This is a genomic window from Streptococcus caecimuris (genome assembly GCF_943193075.1).
Classification (GTDB): Bacteria; Bacillota; Bacilli; order Lactobacillales; family Streptococcaceae; genus Streptococcus; species Streptococcus caecimuris.
The window spans coordinates 1-16813 of sequence record NZ_CALPCT010000010.1; the positions used below are offsets into that span (position 1 = coordinate 1).

Genomic DNA, 16813 nt, shown 5'->3' on the forward strand with positions numbered 1-16813 from the left:
CTACTCAACTGTGCGGAGGTGGGACGACGAAATCGAATTCTAACGAATTACCGATTTCTGTCCCACTCTCTTTTTTAGTTTAAGAATTCACAGACAACCTCTTGAAATGCTTTATTTTCTTCATAAAGAGCATGCCCAGAGTGCTTAAGAATGAGGAGTTGACAACCCGAAATCGCTTTTGCCAGTTCCTTGGAATCGTTCACACCGATCACATCATCTTCAAGTGCACCAAGGACCAAGGTCGGACATTGAATTTCTTTTAAGACCTCCAGGCTATTATGTTCCAGGCAAGACTGAGACTGAATGGCTATTCTATTTTCATCTTTGATTCGCCCCAAGCGACCCATAATATTATAAAGCAACCGCCACTTTTGATAACTCTTTTGCGTGAAGGAATGCTTTGCAATATCCAGCATGAGATGCTTAAAATTTCCAGATTGACTAAGTTTTTGCCAATGCTCAATTCGTTCTCTAGCAAGTTGACTAGGTTTTGCAGTGGTTACGGCTAAGATGAGCTTTTGAACCTTTTCAGGGAAATCCGCCACCAACCATTGGGCAATCATTCCACCTTGTGAAATCCCCATAACATAAGCGGTATCTAAGTGCAGTGCCTCCATTGCTTCTGCTACATCTGCTGCCATATCCCGCGTCGTATAGCCCTGCCTCAACTCATTGATTCGAGAAAAAACATAGATCTTATATCGCTTAGCAAGTAGACGATACGAGAGAGAAAAGAGTTGTGCCTTTCCTTTAACGGTCTGTAACCCATCCCCCAAGCCTGGTATGATCACTAATGGCTGTTTACCTTTTCCAAATGTTACATAGTCCATGGTTTTCCCATTCATGGACAAGGTAGCGTTCTTAGCTGAATACAAAGATTATTCTCCTTTCAGAGCATCAAACTTAGCTTTCATGGTTGGATTTTTCCGTGTCAATTTTTTTACAGAAACATCATCTAGCTTGTTATTAGCGAGACGAAGTTGATTTTCTGATGTAGTCAAGAACTTCTTAACTTCTTCCATCCGTTTGATGGCCTTATCGATTTCATCAATGGCCTTACCGAAGTTGACGGAAGCTGAATTGTAGTTCTTAGCAAAGGCTACTTTAAAGGCATCTAGGTCTTCTTCAAAGTGGGTGATATCGATATTTTGTTCGCGGACAAGCGCTAATTCCTGCTTGTATTTAAGGGAATTGAGGGCCGCATTACGCAGGAGCCCAATAATCTGTATAAAGAACTGAGGACGGACGACATACATCTTCTCATACTCGTGGCTAACATCGACAATTCCTGTGTTGAAGTAGTCGTTATCTGCTTCAAGCATGGTCACTAAAACCGCATATTCACAGTTCTTTTCTCGACGGTCCTTGTCCAACTCCTTGTAGAAATCCGCATTCTTATGCTTCTTCTCTGTCCCATCAGCTTCATTCTTCATCTCGAACATAATGGAGATAATCTCCACTCCATTTTCATCACACTCGCGGAAGATAAAGTCGCCTTTAGACCCACGCGCAGAGACCTTGTTGTCCTTTTCAAAATAGGCATTTGGAAAGGCAAAACTGCGAACCTTGTTGAATTCACTTTCCGCATACTGCTCCAAGCTTTCCCCAATGGCCTTGGTCGACTGTTGGGCCTTGAAGTTCTTATAGAACTCAACTTGCTCATTTGCTACCTTAAGTTGGGCTTCGTAGTTTTGCTTAACAGAAGTCAGAGAAAGCTCGTTTTCTTTTTCTTGTAATAGGAGCTGATTTTTGACCTGATCTCTTTCTTTCTCTAGATCAGACAGTGTTTTTTGCAGCTGATTTTCATGTTCCAAGCGCAAGGTGGCCAACTGATTCTCCAGTGCTTGCACTTCTTTTTCTTTCTCTAGCAGGCTTTGGCTAGCTGTTTGCTCCACCTCTTTTTTAGCCAATTCTTTTTCAGTATCAAACTGTTGAATCTGGTTTTGTAACTGAGCAATTTCTTGATCCTTCTTTGCTAACTTCTCTTGCTGCTCATTAAGGGCCTTTTGCTCTGCTAAAGCCAACTCTTGCCGAATTCGCTCATGAATTTCCTTGTCAAACTCTGCTGTCCGTACCTGTGACAAGAGTTCGCTGTATTGACTTTCATTGACTGTAAAGACTTCCCCACAGTTGGGGCACTTGATTTCGTTCATAGCATGCCTCTTTCTCTATTCTTAGTATATTATATCATGCCACCAGTAAAATCAAAACCAGCAAACGAGGCTTGCTGGTTTTAACTGAATATTCATTTCTCTATTGAGACTTTCCTTAAGTGAGGACGGACGGTAGCGACTCCCTTTGGGATTCCATACCTTAGATTTGAGCCTTCTGTCTCAAATCTACCGAGCACCAGAAACTAATACGTTTCCGATGCTTTCCTCACGGCGAAAAGTCTCAATCTATTTTGCACTAGTTCCAAAATATCTTTTTTCAATAGTCTCATTCAGTAATAACTTTAAATTTCTGAAAAGATGTTACTTGTTTATAATCTGAAACAGTGAACTTAGCTTCCTGGTCTTAACTTATTTCTTTTCAATCGGCGCGACACTGGCTAAGAGTTTCTTTAGCCCCACTTCTGGGAAGTTGATCTTGAGCTCTTGGGTACTACCACTACCAGAGACTTCTAAGACAGTCCCCTCGCCCCACTTCTTGTGAATGGCAATGTCTCCAATGGCCCATGCGACGCTTTCTTTAGCAGCAGCTCGGTTACTATTGCCAAAGGGGAGGCTTGATGATGTGAGAGTACTTGGGGCTGCTTGTCTCTTGCGCTCTTGAAGGGCTTGTGACAAGCTCATGCCTTTTCCAAAGGTCGTTCCGCCACCATTACTATAAGAAGCTTTAAAGCTGGTATTAACTGGACGGGCTAATCCTTGGTAGGTTAATAAATCCGAGCTAATTTCATTGATGAAACGCGTTGGCCGGTTGTAGCTGGTCCGTCCAAAGAGCAAACGTGAGTTAGCATTGGTCAAGAAGAGAACCTTCTCTGCCCGCGTGATCCCTACATAAGCCAGACGGCGTTCTTCCTCCAACTCATCTGGATCCTCAGCCGCACGACTAAGAGGAAAGACATTTTCTTCCATCCCAATCAAGAAGACGACTGGGAATTCCAATCCCTTGGCTGCATGAAGAGTCATCAAGGTGACTTCTGAGGTTTCTTGGGCCCCATCGTCTGTATCGGCAATCAAAGCCAAATCGTTCAAGAAACGACTCAAGGTATCCACACCTGATTCGTCTTCGACGGTCTCTCCATTTTCATCAAAATTCTTGGTAACAGATAGGAACTCTTGGATATTCTCGATGCGGGCCTGACTTTCCAAATTTCCCTGATTGGTTAGGGCCGTCATATAACCTGTCTTGTCAAGGACTTCTTCGACCAACTCTGTAATGGTCAGCTGGTCCAATCTTTCTCTCAAATCAAGAATGAGATTGGCAAAGTCCCAGATGGCTTGGGCTGCCTTTCCTTTGATGCCAGAGAGCATGATATTGGCTGAAGCATCCAGGAGTGAAGATTCTTGCATTTGAGCAAAGTCACGAATCTTATCCACTGTACCTGGCCCGATTCCCCGCTTAGGTTCATTGATAATTCGCTCAAAACTGATATTGTCACTGAGATTGGCAATCAAGTTCAGATAAGCAATGACATCTCGAATTTCCTTACGGCTGTAGAACTTGGTGCCCCCTACCATGGTGTAAGGAATGTTGGACTTGAGCAGCGCTTCTTCAATGGTCCGTGACTGGGCATTGGTTCGGTAGAGAACAGCAAAATCACGGTGCTTGTAGCCAGCTTCGCGACTCAGCTCTTCAATGGTTTTAGCAACAAAGACTGCTTCATCCTGCTCGTCATTAGCCCGGTAATAGACAATCTCTTCCCCGTCTTCATTTTGGGTCCAGAGATTCTTCGGACGGCGGTGGCGATTGTTTTTGATGACATCATTGGCTGCTTGCAAGATCGTCTTGGTCGAGCGGTAATTCTCTTCTAGGAGGACGACCTTAGCTTCCTTATAATCCTTCTCAAAGTCCAGGATATTCTGCATATCTGCTCCCCGCCAGCCATAAATAGACTGGTCCGCATCCCCAACGACACAGATATTTTTAAAACGTGAAGCCAAAAGTTTGACTAATTGGTATTGGGCATGGTTAGTATCTTGATACTCGTCTACGTGGATGTATTGGAACTTCTGCTGGTAATAGGTCAGCACATCTGGATGCTGATCAAAAAGACGCAAGGTCAGCATAATCAAATCATCAAAGTCCACTGCTTCCGACTGACGGAGTTCCTTTTGGTAAGCCTCATAACACTTGGCGACGATCTGGGTATACATATCTCCAGCCTGGGCGGCATAGGCCACTTCATCGATCAAGTCATTTTTAGCATTGGAAATAGTCCCCAAAATAGTCCGTTCATTCCATTTCTTAGGATCCAAATTCAAGGACTTCAAAATCCGCTTCATCAAGGTCCGTTGCTCACCTGGATCGACAATAGTGAAGTTACGATTGTAACCAATATGATCCGCATCTCGACGAAGGATGCGCACACACATAGAGTGGAAGGTCGCAATCAAGCAATCTTGGGTGGCTGGATTCAACTGATAAGCCCGCTCCTTCATCTCCCGAGCAGCTTTATTGGTAAAGGTAATGGCCAAAATATTCCAAGGATTGACCATTTTTTCATCGATCAAGTAAGCGATGCGGTGGGTCAGGACACGTGTCTTACCAGAACCAGCTCCCGCCATGATCAAAAGGGGACCTTCTGTCGTTTGGACCGCCTCTGCCTGGCGATCATTCATACCATTCAATAAAGGATTCATCTCATACTCCTCATTCATTCAATCGTTCTATTATACCACATTTTCGCCCTTTCTCCTTTTGGAAACAGTTGGCATCATTTGAATTTTGCACTCAAAAAGGCTATAATAAAGGCTTAAGAAGAACGAATATTTCCTCATTAACAACGATCCAAGTTTTTCGCTTAGGAGGAAATCTACAGAAGTCTGGAGGAGTTATCAGTGAATCAATCACAAAGTAATTTAAAACTAGCCGAACGTGGAGCCCTGATCAGTATTGTCGCCTACCTGATTCTTTCCGCAGCTAAATTAGCAACAGGACATCTCCTTCACTCCTCCAGTTTGGTCGCGGATGGTTTTAATAACTTATCCGATATTATCAGTAACGTCGCCCTTCTCATCGGCATTCGCATGGCCCGCCAGCCAGCTGACCGCGACCACCGATTTGGTCATTGGAAGATTGAAGATCTAGCTAGCCTGGTAACTTCCATCATCATGTTTTATGTGGGCTTCGATGTCCTACGAGATACCGTTCAGAAAATCCTCAGTAGGGAAACCACTGTCATTGATCCTTTAGGGGCCATTGTCGGAGTTGGATCAGCCCTTGTCATGTTTGCGGTCTATCTTTATAACCGGACTTTAGCTAAGAAAGCTCAATCCAAGGCCCTCAAGGCAGCTGCCAAAGACAACCTGTCTGACGTGGTCACTTCTTTAGGAACCTCTGTTGCGATTGGAGCTAGTGCTCTTAACTATCCGATTGTGGACCAATTAGTGGCCATCGTTATTACCTTCTTTATCCTAAAAACTGCCTACGACATTTTCATTGAATCCTCCTTCAGCCTCTCCGATGGTTTTGATGAAAGTCTCCTGGATAAATACAAGGCGGCTATTCTGGAATTGCCAAAGGTCAGCCGGGTCAAATCCCAACGGGGACGGACTTACGGAAGCAACATTTACCTAGATGTCGTCATCGAAATGAATCCAGACCTCTCTGTTTATGAGAGCCATGCTATTACCGAAGAGGTCGAGCGCCTTCTCAAGGAACAGTTTGGCGTCTTTGATATCGATGTCCATGTGGAGCCAAGTTCTATCCCTGAAGATGAGATTCTGGACAATGTCCTTCTCAAATTAAAGACCTATGAGGAACGCTTGCAGGCTCAGCAGGAATACCAAACCCTCCTAGCAGACAACTTCACCCTCATCAATGAGTATGGCCAAGAAAGCCACAAAGAGGACCTGGTCCGTTTGCAGGAAGAACATCAAATTCCCTTTAAGAATTTCGAAATTGAATCTATCAGTCAAAAGACCAAATTGATTCGCTATGAGTTAAATGACCAGATCCATACCAGTCTCTGGCGGCGTCATGAACACTGGCAAAAGGTCTTTCACCAAATTACCAGTAAACAGAAAAAATAGAACCCTCTACCTCAATCTAACCAGAATAAAAAGCTATTGCAATTCTTTTTTGCAGTAGTTTTTTTGTAAGAAAAAATAGCCTTTCGGCTATTCTTCTACTTTTATAAATCCAAATTTATTAAGAGGATAGAGACGTAGATTCACGACTCCTTCGATCTGATTTTTATGGATATAACCAAACTCACGGCTATCTTCTGTATCTCCACGGTTATCATTTAAGACTAGGTAAGTATCGGATGGTACACGACCAGCCTTGGTCCCTTTTAATTCTGATAAAAAGAAATCATCCGTATAATACCCATTACTCGTTGGAGCAGCTAAGTGTTTGTTGAGCATTTTATTCAGGTAAGGTTCTGGTGTTGCCTGTCCATTCAAATAGAGGACATCATCTACGTAGCTGACTTCGTCGTTTTCTTTGGCAATGACACGTCCAAGGTATTCTTTTCCACCGACCTTGTATAAGACCAAATCACTGCGATCTACCTGAGCATTTCTAGTCGCTACCACAAGATCTCCAGTTTTCACAGAAGCATTGGCCATTTTATCATTGATACTAAATGGATGAAATACAAAGATTCGAAGCAAAATCAGTGCCAAAACCAGTACAGCGACAATGATGACATTTCTAATTAAATCTCTCCTTGGCATGTATGTCTCCCTTCCTTTTTATTTATTATACCATGTTTTTGATCTTTAAAAAAGAGAAAGTAAGCATTAGTGAGTATTCTTGTCAACACACACCAGAAGAAAAAGAAAAACCTCGCGGTCAATCCTTTCGGACCAACCAGCAAGGCTTTAAGATCAAATTGTCTATTAACGTACTGTACGGATACGCATTGTGTTTGTACGAACAGCTTCTCCAACTGGTACACCAGCAACGATAACGATATCATCACCAGATTTAACAAGACCAGCTTCAACTGCTTTACGTTCAGCAATTTCGAACATATCATCAGTTGATGAAGGAGCATCTGTCAACATTGGGATAACACCCCAGTTCAACATCAATCCACGTTCAGTCAATTCGTCAAATGTCAATGCCAAGATATCAGCATCTGGACGGTATTTAGAGATCAAACGTGCAGTGTGACCTGTCTTAGTCAATGTTACAACCAATTTGATATCCATTGAGTTTGTTGCATCTTTAACAGCTGAAGCCATAACTTCTGTCTTAGAGTTACGTTCGAATGAAGCTGGGTTCAAACGACCATATTCTTTCAAAAGTGTTTGAGCGTTCATGTCGATTTTCGCCATTGTAGCTACAGATTCAAGTGGGTATTTACCGTTTGCAGATTCACCTGAAAGCATTGTAGCATCAGTACCATCGATAACCGCGTTGAAGACGTCAGATACTTCAGAACGAGTAGCACGTGGTTTTTCAGTCATTGTTTCAAGCATGTTTGTTGCAGTGATAACAACTTTACCAGCAGCATTTACTTTAGAAGTAATCATTTTTTGGTAAACTGGAACCATTTCGAATGGTACTTCAATACCCATGTCACCACGAGCGATCATGATACCATCAGTAACTTCGATGATTTCATCCAAGTTTTCGATACCTTGTTGGTTTTCGATTTTCGCAAACAATTGAACGTGGCTGTTACCAGTTTCTTCACAGATAGCACGAACTTCTTGAACGTCTTTTGCAGTACGTACGAATGAGATCGCGATGAAGTTGATACCTTGTTCCAAACCGAAGCGGATATCGTCGTTATCGCGTTCAGCAAGTGCTGGGAAAGGAATCTTAGTGTTAGGGATGTTTACACCTTTTTGTTTAGCGATGATACCATCGTTTTCAACTTCAACAACAAATTCACGTTTAGCAACGTCTTTTTCTACAACGCGAAGACCCAATTTACCATCATCAACCAATACTTGGTGTCCAACTTCAACGTCATCAAAGATGTCAAGCGCACCAGCAACGTTCAAAGCAATCACTTCACGAGTTGATTTGATGCCTTGTTTTGTAGCAACGCGGATACGTTCACCAGTCTTGTATGAATATTCTTTAGCTTCGCCTTCGAACAATTCAGTACGGATTTCAGGACCTTTTGTATCAAGAAGGTAACCAACTTTTTTACCAGCGATTTCTTCTGCACGTTTAACAGTCGCCATACGTTCACCTTGTTCTTGGTGGTCACCGTGTGAGAAGTTGAAACGGAAAGTGTTCGCACCAGCTTCGATCAATTTAGCAATGTTTTGTGCTGAAGCTTCAACGTCAAGTTTTTCAGCCCAGTATCCATCTTCACCGAATTTTTTACCACCACGGATTTCTACCGCAGGACCTAAAGTTGCAACGATTTTTACACGTTTGTTCATGATATATATGACTCCTTTTTAAATATATCTGTCTTTTTAAGACAAGGTTAACGAATTTATGAAATAAAATTAAATTGAAGACAAGCTACGGTTCAACTCGGCAAGACCAAGATCAGCTTTATGTGGATTGTTTACCACAATCTTACCATCTTCTGTCAAGCTAAAGAGGGCTCCTTCTTCTGCTTTACCAAGGATTGGATTTTCCACCATTTTTTCATTGCGGATACCAACGGCTACACCACCGATTCCTTGTTTCAACAATTTAACAGCGTGTGCTCCCATACGTGAAGCAAGAACACGGTCACGCGCAGTAGGTGAACCACCACGTTGGATGTGGCCAAGCTCAGTCACACGAAGGTCACTTTCATCACCAGCTTCTTTCAACGCTTTACCAAATTCATCTGCAGACATCACGCCTTCAGCCAAGATAATGATGTTGTGGGTACGACCTTTTGCGTAACCTTCTTTGATGCTCTCAACAACATCTTCGATCTTGAATCCTTCTTCAGGGATGATGATTTCATCTGCACCAGATGCAATCCCTGCCCAAAGAGCGATATCTCCAGCGTTACGTCCCATCACTTCGATAACGAAAGTACGGTGGTGACTAGATGAAGTATCACGGATCTTATCGATCGCGTCCATTGCAGTTGTGACTGCCGTATCAAAACCAATTGTAAAGTCAGTTCCGACGATATCGTTGTCGATCGTACCAGGAAGACCAACAGCTGGGAATCCAAGCTCAGTCAAGCGCATCGCACCATGGTAAGAACCATCTCCACCAATAACGACAACACCTTCGATCCCGTGTTTCTTCAATTGCTCGATCCCTTTTAATTGACCTTCGCGTTGAGCGAATTCAGGGTAACGAGCTGAATGAAGGAAGGTACCACCACGGGAAATAATATCTCCAACAGATGAGGCGTCAAGGGGCTGAATTTTACCAGCAACCATTCCCGCATATCCATCATAGATACCGAAAACTTCCATTCCTTCTGAAATTGCTTGACGAACAACTGCACGGATAGCAGCGTTCATTCCAGGGGCATCTCCACCACTAGTTAAAACAGCAATACGTTTCATTTCGTTGTTTGCTCCTTTTTTCTTTTACATTCTACGTAATTATAACACAAAGAAGACTAAAATTCTCGTATTTTTCGCAGTTTTTACCGATAAATCGTTTTCATAACGAGATTCTTTAGTTCATCTTCCAATTCTTTGTTTTTCTGGACTGTATAGCCCTTCAATTGAAGAGTTTTTTTCTCGTCTTCATAGCGTAATATCACAGGATATGGGCCCGGATATTTTTTCAAGATAGAAAGAATCGTTTTATCCTGACGATGATCGAGCAACTGGATCCAGAACTTTTCATTGGTTGCCAGTTGCGCCTCTGCTAGAATCATCTGCAAGCGCCCATCACGCTCTTGTATCTTCCCTGTCAGGTAATAAAAGCCACCTTCTTTTATCAAGGAGGAAAATCGATTGTAGGTTTCAGGGAAAAGGGTCACATCCAATTTTTTCTTGGTATCACTGACTTGTAAGAAAGCCATGAGATCGCCCGACTTGGTTCGAATGGTTCGAATGTTTTGTACCTCAATGAGAATGCGTGCCTGCTCTCCTTGAACTAATTGTGAAATTGGTTGAATCTCGTAGGGACTTGTTTGCCCAATCGCAACCAATGGGTGGGTACTGAGCCCGACACCAATAATGGCCTCTTCCTTCTCATATTTTTCAGCCTGGCTAAAGTCCTCCGCTTCTGTCCAGGAATAGTTAGAATCCGCAAACAAACTACCTAGCTCATCGGCAAAGACAAACAAATTCGGCAAATTGTGAAGCACCTTGCGCCTATTTTTTTCAAAAATATCAAACAATCCAAGCTCCACTAAAGGTGTTAACAAAGGCAATTTATGATACTGATTGGGTAGTCGTAAAATAAAATCTTCGACACTTTCAAAGGGACGATTGTCAATGATCCAATATGCTAAATCTCTTGGGAGTCCCTTGATATTTTTCATTCCCAAGTAGATTTTCCGATCCTGGAACTTATCCCTGTAAGGGATGGTATTGATGGATAACGGCGCGACTTTAAAATCAAACTGGAGAGCATCTGTCAGATAATCACTACTCGAATAATTGAGCATGACATCAAAGAAAACATCTGGATAATGGACCTTGAAATAGGCCATCTGAAAGGCCAAGGCAGAATAGGCATAGGCATGGGAACGGTTAAACCCATAGCCTGCGAATTTTTCCATGATTGCAAAGACCTCTTTGGCTTTTTCTTCCGTATGCCCAAGTTTAAGAGCACCTGAGACAAAATCGTCTTCCATCTGATGCATTTCAGCTGCATTTTTTTTGCCCATAGCCCGACGTAAAATATCGGCTTTCCCTAGACTAAAGCCTGCAAAACGCTGGGCAACCTGCATCACCTGCTCTTGGTAGAGCATGATCCCATAAGTGGGCCTTAAGATTTCTTCAATAGCTGGATCTAAAATCTCAACTTTTTCTTGACCGTGCTTTCTTTTGACGAAATTATCAATGTAATCACTAGCTCCTGGACGATTGAGAGAGGTGGTCGCTACCACTTCTTCGAAATGATTGGGTCTCACTCGTCTCAAGAGGCGAATGGCTCCAGCCTGTTCAAATTGGAAAATCCCCTTGGTATCCCCAGCAGCAAACAAGGCCAAGGTTTCTGGATCTTCTAAATCAATGGCTTCAATCACAATCTCTTCTTGGTACTTTTCATAGACGGCTTCCTTCATTTTCTGAACAAAGGTTAAATTTCGCAGACCCAAAAAGTCCATCTTCAACAGACCATTGGCTTCAACCGCATGGGCATCATACTGGGTGACAAACATGTCTTCTCCGTACTTGAGAGGAATGTGATCCGTCAAATCCTGGTCACTCATCACAACCCCAGCCGCATGGATAGAGGTCTGCCTTGGTTGGCCTTCAATTCTTTTAGCAATTTCAAAGCCACGCTCAAAATCTGCTCGGCTATGAATCACTTGTCGAAAAGCTAGATTCTGTTCATAAGCTGTCGTCAGTGTATCCCTAAAGCCAATCCGCTTGGTAATGGAGGTCAATTCGTACTCTGGTACCCCAAAACGTTTAAAGACATCTCGAATGGCTTGTTTGGCCCCAAAGGTTGAAAAGGTCACGATCTGAGCTGCATGGTAACTCCCGTAACGGTCTCGCACATAGCGGATAAATTCTGGACGATAGATATCAGGAATATCAATATCAATATCCGGCATGGTGTAGCGCTCCACATTTAAAAAGCGCTCAAAGAGGAGGTTCTTCTCCACAGGATCAATCCCTGTAATCCCTAGGGCGTAGGCTACCAGTGAGCCTACAGCAGACCCACGTCCCATTCCCATATAATAGCCTTGACTCCGTCCGAAACGAAGAAGGTCCCAGACAATCAAGAAATAATCATCAAAGCCCATCTGGTGAATAATGTCTAATTCATGCTCCAGACGTTCTTGATAGACCGGTCTGGTCAAGTTCTTTCGAAGGAGACCCGCTTGAGCTAATTCTCTCAGTTCCTCAACAGCTGGTTTCTGGGGATTGAAGCGAGGCAATTTCAACTGGGTGTCAATATCATATTGAATCCCTTGGACTAGTTTTTCCAGATTTGTGATGGCTTGAGGAAATCGCTCTGCAAAATTACTCTTTAAATCCTGAGGAGTTTTTAGGACTGTTGTAGGGTCAATTGGTCCTGTTTCTGTCAAGCTTTGATTGTCCTTGATGGCTGCCAGCATCTGCATGGCTTCTACATCTTCCGCCTCAAAAAATCGAACGGTATGAAGAGGGAGCACAGGGTGGCTAAACTCTTGGACCGGCGTATCCGCAAAAACTCCGATGAAGTAATCTAGACTAAGAGAAAAGGCTCCACTAGCAAAAGGCGCTGGGACAATGACTGCTATTCCTTCTGTTAGGTGCTTCACATCCTCCCAATTGCTCTTCCCCATCATTTTGACGGTCGACATCTTCATCAGATTCTGGTAGCCCTTCGTTGACAAGGCGATCATTCGAAACGGAATTGTTACATTGTCTACCTCTAGTCCAATTTCTAAACCGACCAAGGGGCTGAGCTTTTGGGCCTGACAGGCTTCGATAAATTCATAAGCACCATACAAATTATCTACATCCATGATTCCCACTGCATCATAACCCATGCTTTTAGCCACTTGGACATAGTCTTTTATGGTCACAAGGCTTTCCATAAAGGTATAGACTGATTTGGTATCTAGCTGCGTAATCACTTTTTCTCCTCCCTCACTTGTCTATTTTTGGGACTCTCTTTTGTACAAAAAAACACCACTGCTACACAATGATGTCTCAACAACGGAAGACATGGGATTCGAACCCACGCACGCTTTTACACGCCTACCGCGTTTCCAACACGGCCTCTTAAGCCTCTTGAGTAATCTTCCATGAATAAAAATATGGAGCCGGTGGGAGTCGAACCCACGTCCAAACACCTGCCAGCATATTTGTCTACAACCATAGGTTATGTCTTAATTTAACAGCTACATGACACATAACTCAAGCCCTGTACCTGCGAGTCTATCAATCTCTTATCTAACTCCTAGACCAAGCTAGATCGTATCTCGCTAAAATTAAGACCTGTCATCAAACACGAGCGATTCGAATCGGGTCACGCCTGCTGGTGTTTAGGCAGCTAAAGCGTAAGAATTATTATTTTTTGCAGTTATATTTAACTGGCGTTTTACATCCGCTAGATGAGTTGCAAAATATGCCTCATAATGCCTGTCGAATCCGTAACGACCCCAAAACGAATACAATTAGTATATCAAAATGTATCTAAAAATGCAAAAGAAAAAAATTGAACAAGAAGGCTTCCACTGGGGAGCTTCTTGTTCAATTAACTGTTCTTATTGAAGATTCAACTTATACTTGCTGATATAGTGAATCGTGAAGTACATAGAAACAATCTTGATGACTTCATAGATAAGACCTGGGATAAAGTTAGGTCCAAAATCATCAAACTTTCCATAAACCAATGCATACCCGACAGCATATGAATCTTTTAATGGGTTGACTGCTGTACCAATGATACTTAAAACAATGCACAAAAGAAAGAAAAACAGAATAGCCTTAAATCCACGACGATTTTGGAAGAGTTGGCCAAGTGCGATCGATACATAAAATAGTAAAATTCCTGAAGCTGTGGTAAAAATCCACCAAACGATAATCCAATAAGCAATAGAATGACTAAAAGCCTCAGCAATAATACTAAATACAGGAGAGAGGTCTTGTCCAATGACAGCACCCATCACAAGTATTGTGATAAAACCACTAAAAAATAGAAGGAATAGGCAGTAAAGACTCGCTACTAAAGCTCCCACAAATTTAGACAAAATGATCGCATGCGGGCTAGCTGGAAGGGTCCAGGTCAAGTAACCTTCACGTCCGTATAAGTTGGAATAGAAACGACGGATAATAATATAGTAGTTGCTAAGATAAAGACCAATGACTCCTCCAAAAATGAGAATCCCAAGAGTCCCTGTTATGATTTGCATACTATTGGTTTCCATATCCACAAAACCGTTTGTAGCACTTCCACCAATAACACCTGTAATCACTGACAAACCTAGTGCAATCAGGGTGATCAATAAATACCACTTAGCTGTCGATTTAAATTCATATTTTAATAATTTACCAAACATGGGTTCCTCCTAATAAACACGGAATTGATCACGGAAGATCTCATCGATTGATTTTCCGTGTTGATTGCGCATAACAGTCGTATTTTCATGCAAGAGGATTCTTCCTTGGTTGATGAAAATCGCTTCATCCAAAACTTGCTCAATATCCGCAATCAAGTGAGTAGAAATTAAGACAGAAGAGTTTGGACGTCTGTTTTGAATAATGGTCCGCAAAATATAATCACGCGCCGCTGGGTCAACCCCACCGATTGGTTCATCAAGAACATACAAGTCCGCTTCACGGCTCATCACCAAAATCAATTGCACTTTTTCCTTGTTCCCTTTTGAAAGGCTGTTCAATTTTTGATTTGGATGCAAATGCAAATCGTTGAGCAATTGGTAAGCTCGTTGGACATTAAAATCTGCATAAAAATCTTGGAAATAGCTAATAGCATCAACAATTTTCATATTTTCATTCAGATAAGTTGTATCTGGCAAATAGGAAACTACTTTTTTAGAAGCAGGGGATGGTAGTTGCCCATGAATATAGATATTTCCAAGGCTTGGTTGCAACAAACCATTGATCAATTTAATGATGGTTGTTTTTCCACTACCATTGGGACCCAAAAGACCAATAATACGGCCAGGTTGGATGTTCAAACTAACATCCATGAGAGCAACTTCATGCCCATAATTCTTTGTCACATGGTCCAAGTAGACCAAAGGATACTGATTCATGTAAATCTCCTTTATTTTCTATTTATGCTATTATACCTTGTCCCCTTGATGATTGCAACTTTATCTGAAAATTTGCTAAGAATTTGTAAATGCTTGTCCAAAAAAACAGGGATAAATAAATCAGAGGTTAGGGAAACCCCAACCTCTGATTTGTTTTTATGCATAGAATGTTTAACTAATTCCAAGTGCGATCCGTGCATAACGGCTCATCTTTTCAACCGTCCAAGCAGGATACCAAACCAACTTCACATCCACAGATGTCACTTCTTCTACTTCTGCTAAAACATCATGAATCTGATCTGTCAGAAGATCCGCTAATGGACAACCCATGGTCGTTAAGGTCATATCAATGATGGTTGCTCCAGTTTCACCATCAAAATGGATCTCGTAGACAAGACCTAAATTGACAATATCAATCCCAAGCTCAGGATCGATTACCTCTTCCAAAGCATTTAAGATTTTATTTTTAATTTCTTCAATTTGCTCAGTTGTATATGCCATATGACTTCCTTTTTTGCTATTTTACTCTCGATAGAATTACTTGGCTCGGGTTAAAAAGATCCGCAGGATCTGGGTCGCTTCTTCATTTCTAGGCGACCGTTAAAAAGATCCACCAGACCTTCCTCGCTTCCGAATTTTTCGGCTCGGGTTAAAAATGTCCCTCGGACTTGGGCCACCCTCTTATTTTTGGGTGGCCGTTAAAAAGGTCCCCCGGACCTGGGTCGCTTTTTGATTTCTTGGCGACCGTTAAAAAGGTCCCCCGGACCTTTTTAATCCTCTATAAAGTCACGCAGTGGTTTGCTTCTGCTTGGGTGGCGGAGTTTGCGGAGGGCTTTGGCTTCGATTTGACGGATCCGTTCACGGGTCACGTTGAAGACTTTCCCCACATCTTCCAAGGTCCGCATTTTTCCATCATCAAGACCAAAACGAAGACGCAAAACATTTTCTTCCCGGTCAGTCAGGGTATCGAGGACTTCATCCAATTGTTCGCGTAGTACCACACGAGTGGTGTAGTCTACTGGATTTTCAATCACTTCATCTTCGATGAAATCGCCCAAGTGGCTATCGTCTTCTTCCCCGATTGGAGTTTCAAGAGAAACAGGCTCTTGCGCAATCTTCAAGATTTCACGCACTTTGTCTGGTGTCATATCCATACGTTCAGCGATTTGTTCTGGTGTTGGATCTTGTCCCAATTCTTGCAAGAGATTGCGTTGTTCACGAACCAACTTGTTAATGGTTTCCACCATGTGAACAGGGATCCGAATGGTCCGTGCTTGGTCTGCAATGGCACGAGTGATGGCCTGACGAATCCACCAAGTAGCATAGGTAGAGAACTTGAACCCTTTGGTATAGTCAAACTTATCAACGGCCTTCATCAAGCCCATATTTCCTTCTTGGATCAAATCCAAAAATTGCATTCCACGACCAACGTAACGTTTCGCAATGGATACAACCAAACGAAGGTTGGCTTCTGCAAGACGTTGCTTAGCTTCCAAATCACCTTGTTCCACTAAAATAGCCAATTCTTGTTCTTCTTCATTGGTCAAAAGAGGAACAACCCCAATTTCTTTCAAGTACATCCGTACTGGGTCGTTGACCTTGGCAGAGTTGCTTCCAAGCAATTCCTCATCTGACAATTCTGGCTCTTCTTCATTGTTCAACACACGCGCACTTGGGTTACCATCTTTATCCGTGATCGAAATTCCTGCATCTTGAATACGTTGCAAAAGATCTTCAATCCCATCTGCATCTAGTGTGAATGGAATAACCAACTTGTCATTAATTTCATCATCTGTTGCAGTTCCACTCTTCTTGTGGCTGCGAATAAACTCTGCAATTTGAACGTCCAATGTTGTAATATCTTTTTGTTCTTTAGCCATT

The 16813-nt window shown here is 42.4% G+C and carries 12 protein-coding genes, 1 tRNA gene and 1 other RNA gene; 1 reads left to right on the plus strand and 13 read right to left on the minus strand.

Translation table 11 applies throughout. The annotated features are described in order from the left end of the window. Positions 1-74 precede the first annotated feature (74 nt). The 3 genes from NFR56_RS05240 to pcrA form a co-directional block, all read right to left on the minus strand. Positions 75-875 carry an alpha/beta fold hydrolase gene (locus NFR56_RS05240; protein WP_420910733.1) on the minus strand — a complete coding sequence of 267 codons (801 nt, stop codon included), beginning with the start codon at positions 873-875 and terminating at the stop codon, positions 75-77. Between the two features lie 3 nt (positions 876-878). Next, on the minus strand, positions 879-2153 hold the full coding sequence (locus NFR56_RS05245; RefSeq protein WP_247913643.1) for a DUF2130 domain-containing protein: 1275 nt from the start codon (positions 2151-2153) through the stop codon (positions 879-881). A 369-nt stretch (positions 2154-2522) separates the two neighbouring features. Continuing rightward, a complete protein-coding gene (gene pcrA, locus NFR56_RS05250) occupies positions 2523-4808 on the minus strand; it encodes a DNA helicase PcrA (RefSeq protein WP_049472276.1) in 2286 nt (761 codons plus the stop codon). A gap of 198 nt (positions 4809-5006) precedes the next feature. Here pcrA and NFR56_RS05255 point away from each other — a divergent pair, with 198 nt between their 5' ends. Next, the gene (locus NFR56_RS05255; protein ID WP_031576616.1) at positions 5007-6200 is read left to right on the plus strand and encodes a cation diffusion facilitator family transporter; all 1194 of its coding nucleotides are present in this window, start codon (positions 5007-5009) and stop codon (positions 6198-6200) included. Positions 6201-6287: 87 nt separating this feature from the next. Here the strand turns inward: NFR56_RS05255 and lepB are convergent, their stop codons facing one another. The 10 genes from lepB to rpoD all read right to left on the minus strand — a co-directional run bounded on the left by lepB (position 6288) and on the right by rpoD (position 16812). Continuing rightward, positions 6288-6848, minus strand: a complete 561-nt coding sequence (gene lepB / locus NFR56_RS05260; protein ID WP_214255159.1) for a signal peptidase I — start codon at positions 6846-6848, stop codon at positions 6288-6290. Between the two features lie 165 nt (positions 6849-7013). After that, the gene (gene pyk, locus NFR56_RS05265; RefSeq protein WP_021152957.1) at positions 7014-8519 is read right to left on the minus strand and encodes a pyruvate kinase; all 1506 of its coding nucleotides are present in this window, start codon (positions 8517-8519) and stop codon (positions 7014-7016) included. A gap of 69 nt (positions 8520-8588) precedes the next feature. Further along, positions 8589-9602 carry a 6-phosphofructokinase gene (gene pfkA / locus NFR56_RS05270; RefSeq protein WP_021152956.1) on the minus strand — a complete coding sequence of 338 codons (1014 nt, stop codon included), beginning with the start codon at positions 9600-9602 and terminating at the stop codon, positions 8589-8591. 83 nt (positions 9603-9685) lie between these two features. Next, a complete protein-coding gene (locus NFR56_RS05275; protein WP_251458017.1) occupies positions 9686-12787 on the minus strand; it encodes a DNA polymerase III subunit alpha in 3102 nt (1033 codons plus the stop codon). Positions 12788-12870: 83 nt separating this feature from the next. Then, positions 12871-12958: transfer RNA gene (locus NFR56_RS05280), tRNA-Ser, on the minus strand. Between the two features lie 10 nt (positions 12959-12968). Next, positions 12969-13317: a transfer-messenger RNA gene (gene ssrA / locus NFR56_RS05285) on the minus strand. 103 nt (positions 13318-13420) lie between these two features. Beyond that, a complete protein-coding gene (locus tag NFR56_RS05290; protein ID WP_251458020.1) occupies positions 13421-14215 on the minus strand; it encodes a hypothetical protein in 795 nt (264 codons plus the stop codon). 9 nt (positions 14216-14224) lie between these two features. Then, positions 14225-14932 (minus strand): ABC transporter ATP-binding protein, encoded by a 708-nt coding sequence (locus NFR56_RS05295; protein WP_251458023.1) that lies wholly within the window; start codon positions 14930-14932, stop codon positions 14225-14227. A 171-nt stretch (positions 14933-15103) separates the two neighbouring features. Next, entirely contained in the window at positions 15104-15433 is a 330-nt protein-coding gene (locus NFR56_RS05300; RefSeq protein ID WP_004220168.1) for a metal-sulfur cluster assembly factor, read from the minus strand. A 269-nt stretch (positions 15434-15702) separates the two neighbouring features. Then, positions 15703-16812, minus strand: coding sequence for an RNA polymerase sigma factor RpoD (rpoD, locus tag NFR56_RS05305; RefSeq protein ID WP_021152924.1), 1110 nt, complete (start codon positions 16810-16812; stop codon positions 15703-15705). Between the last annotated feature and the right edge of the window lies 1 nt (position 16813).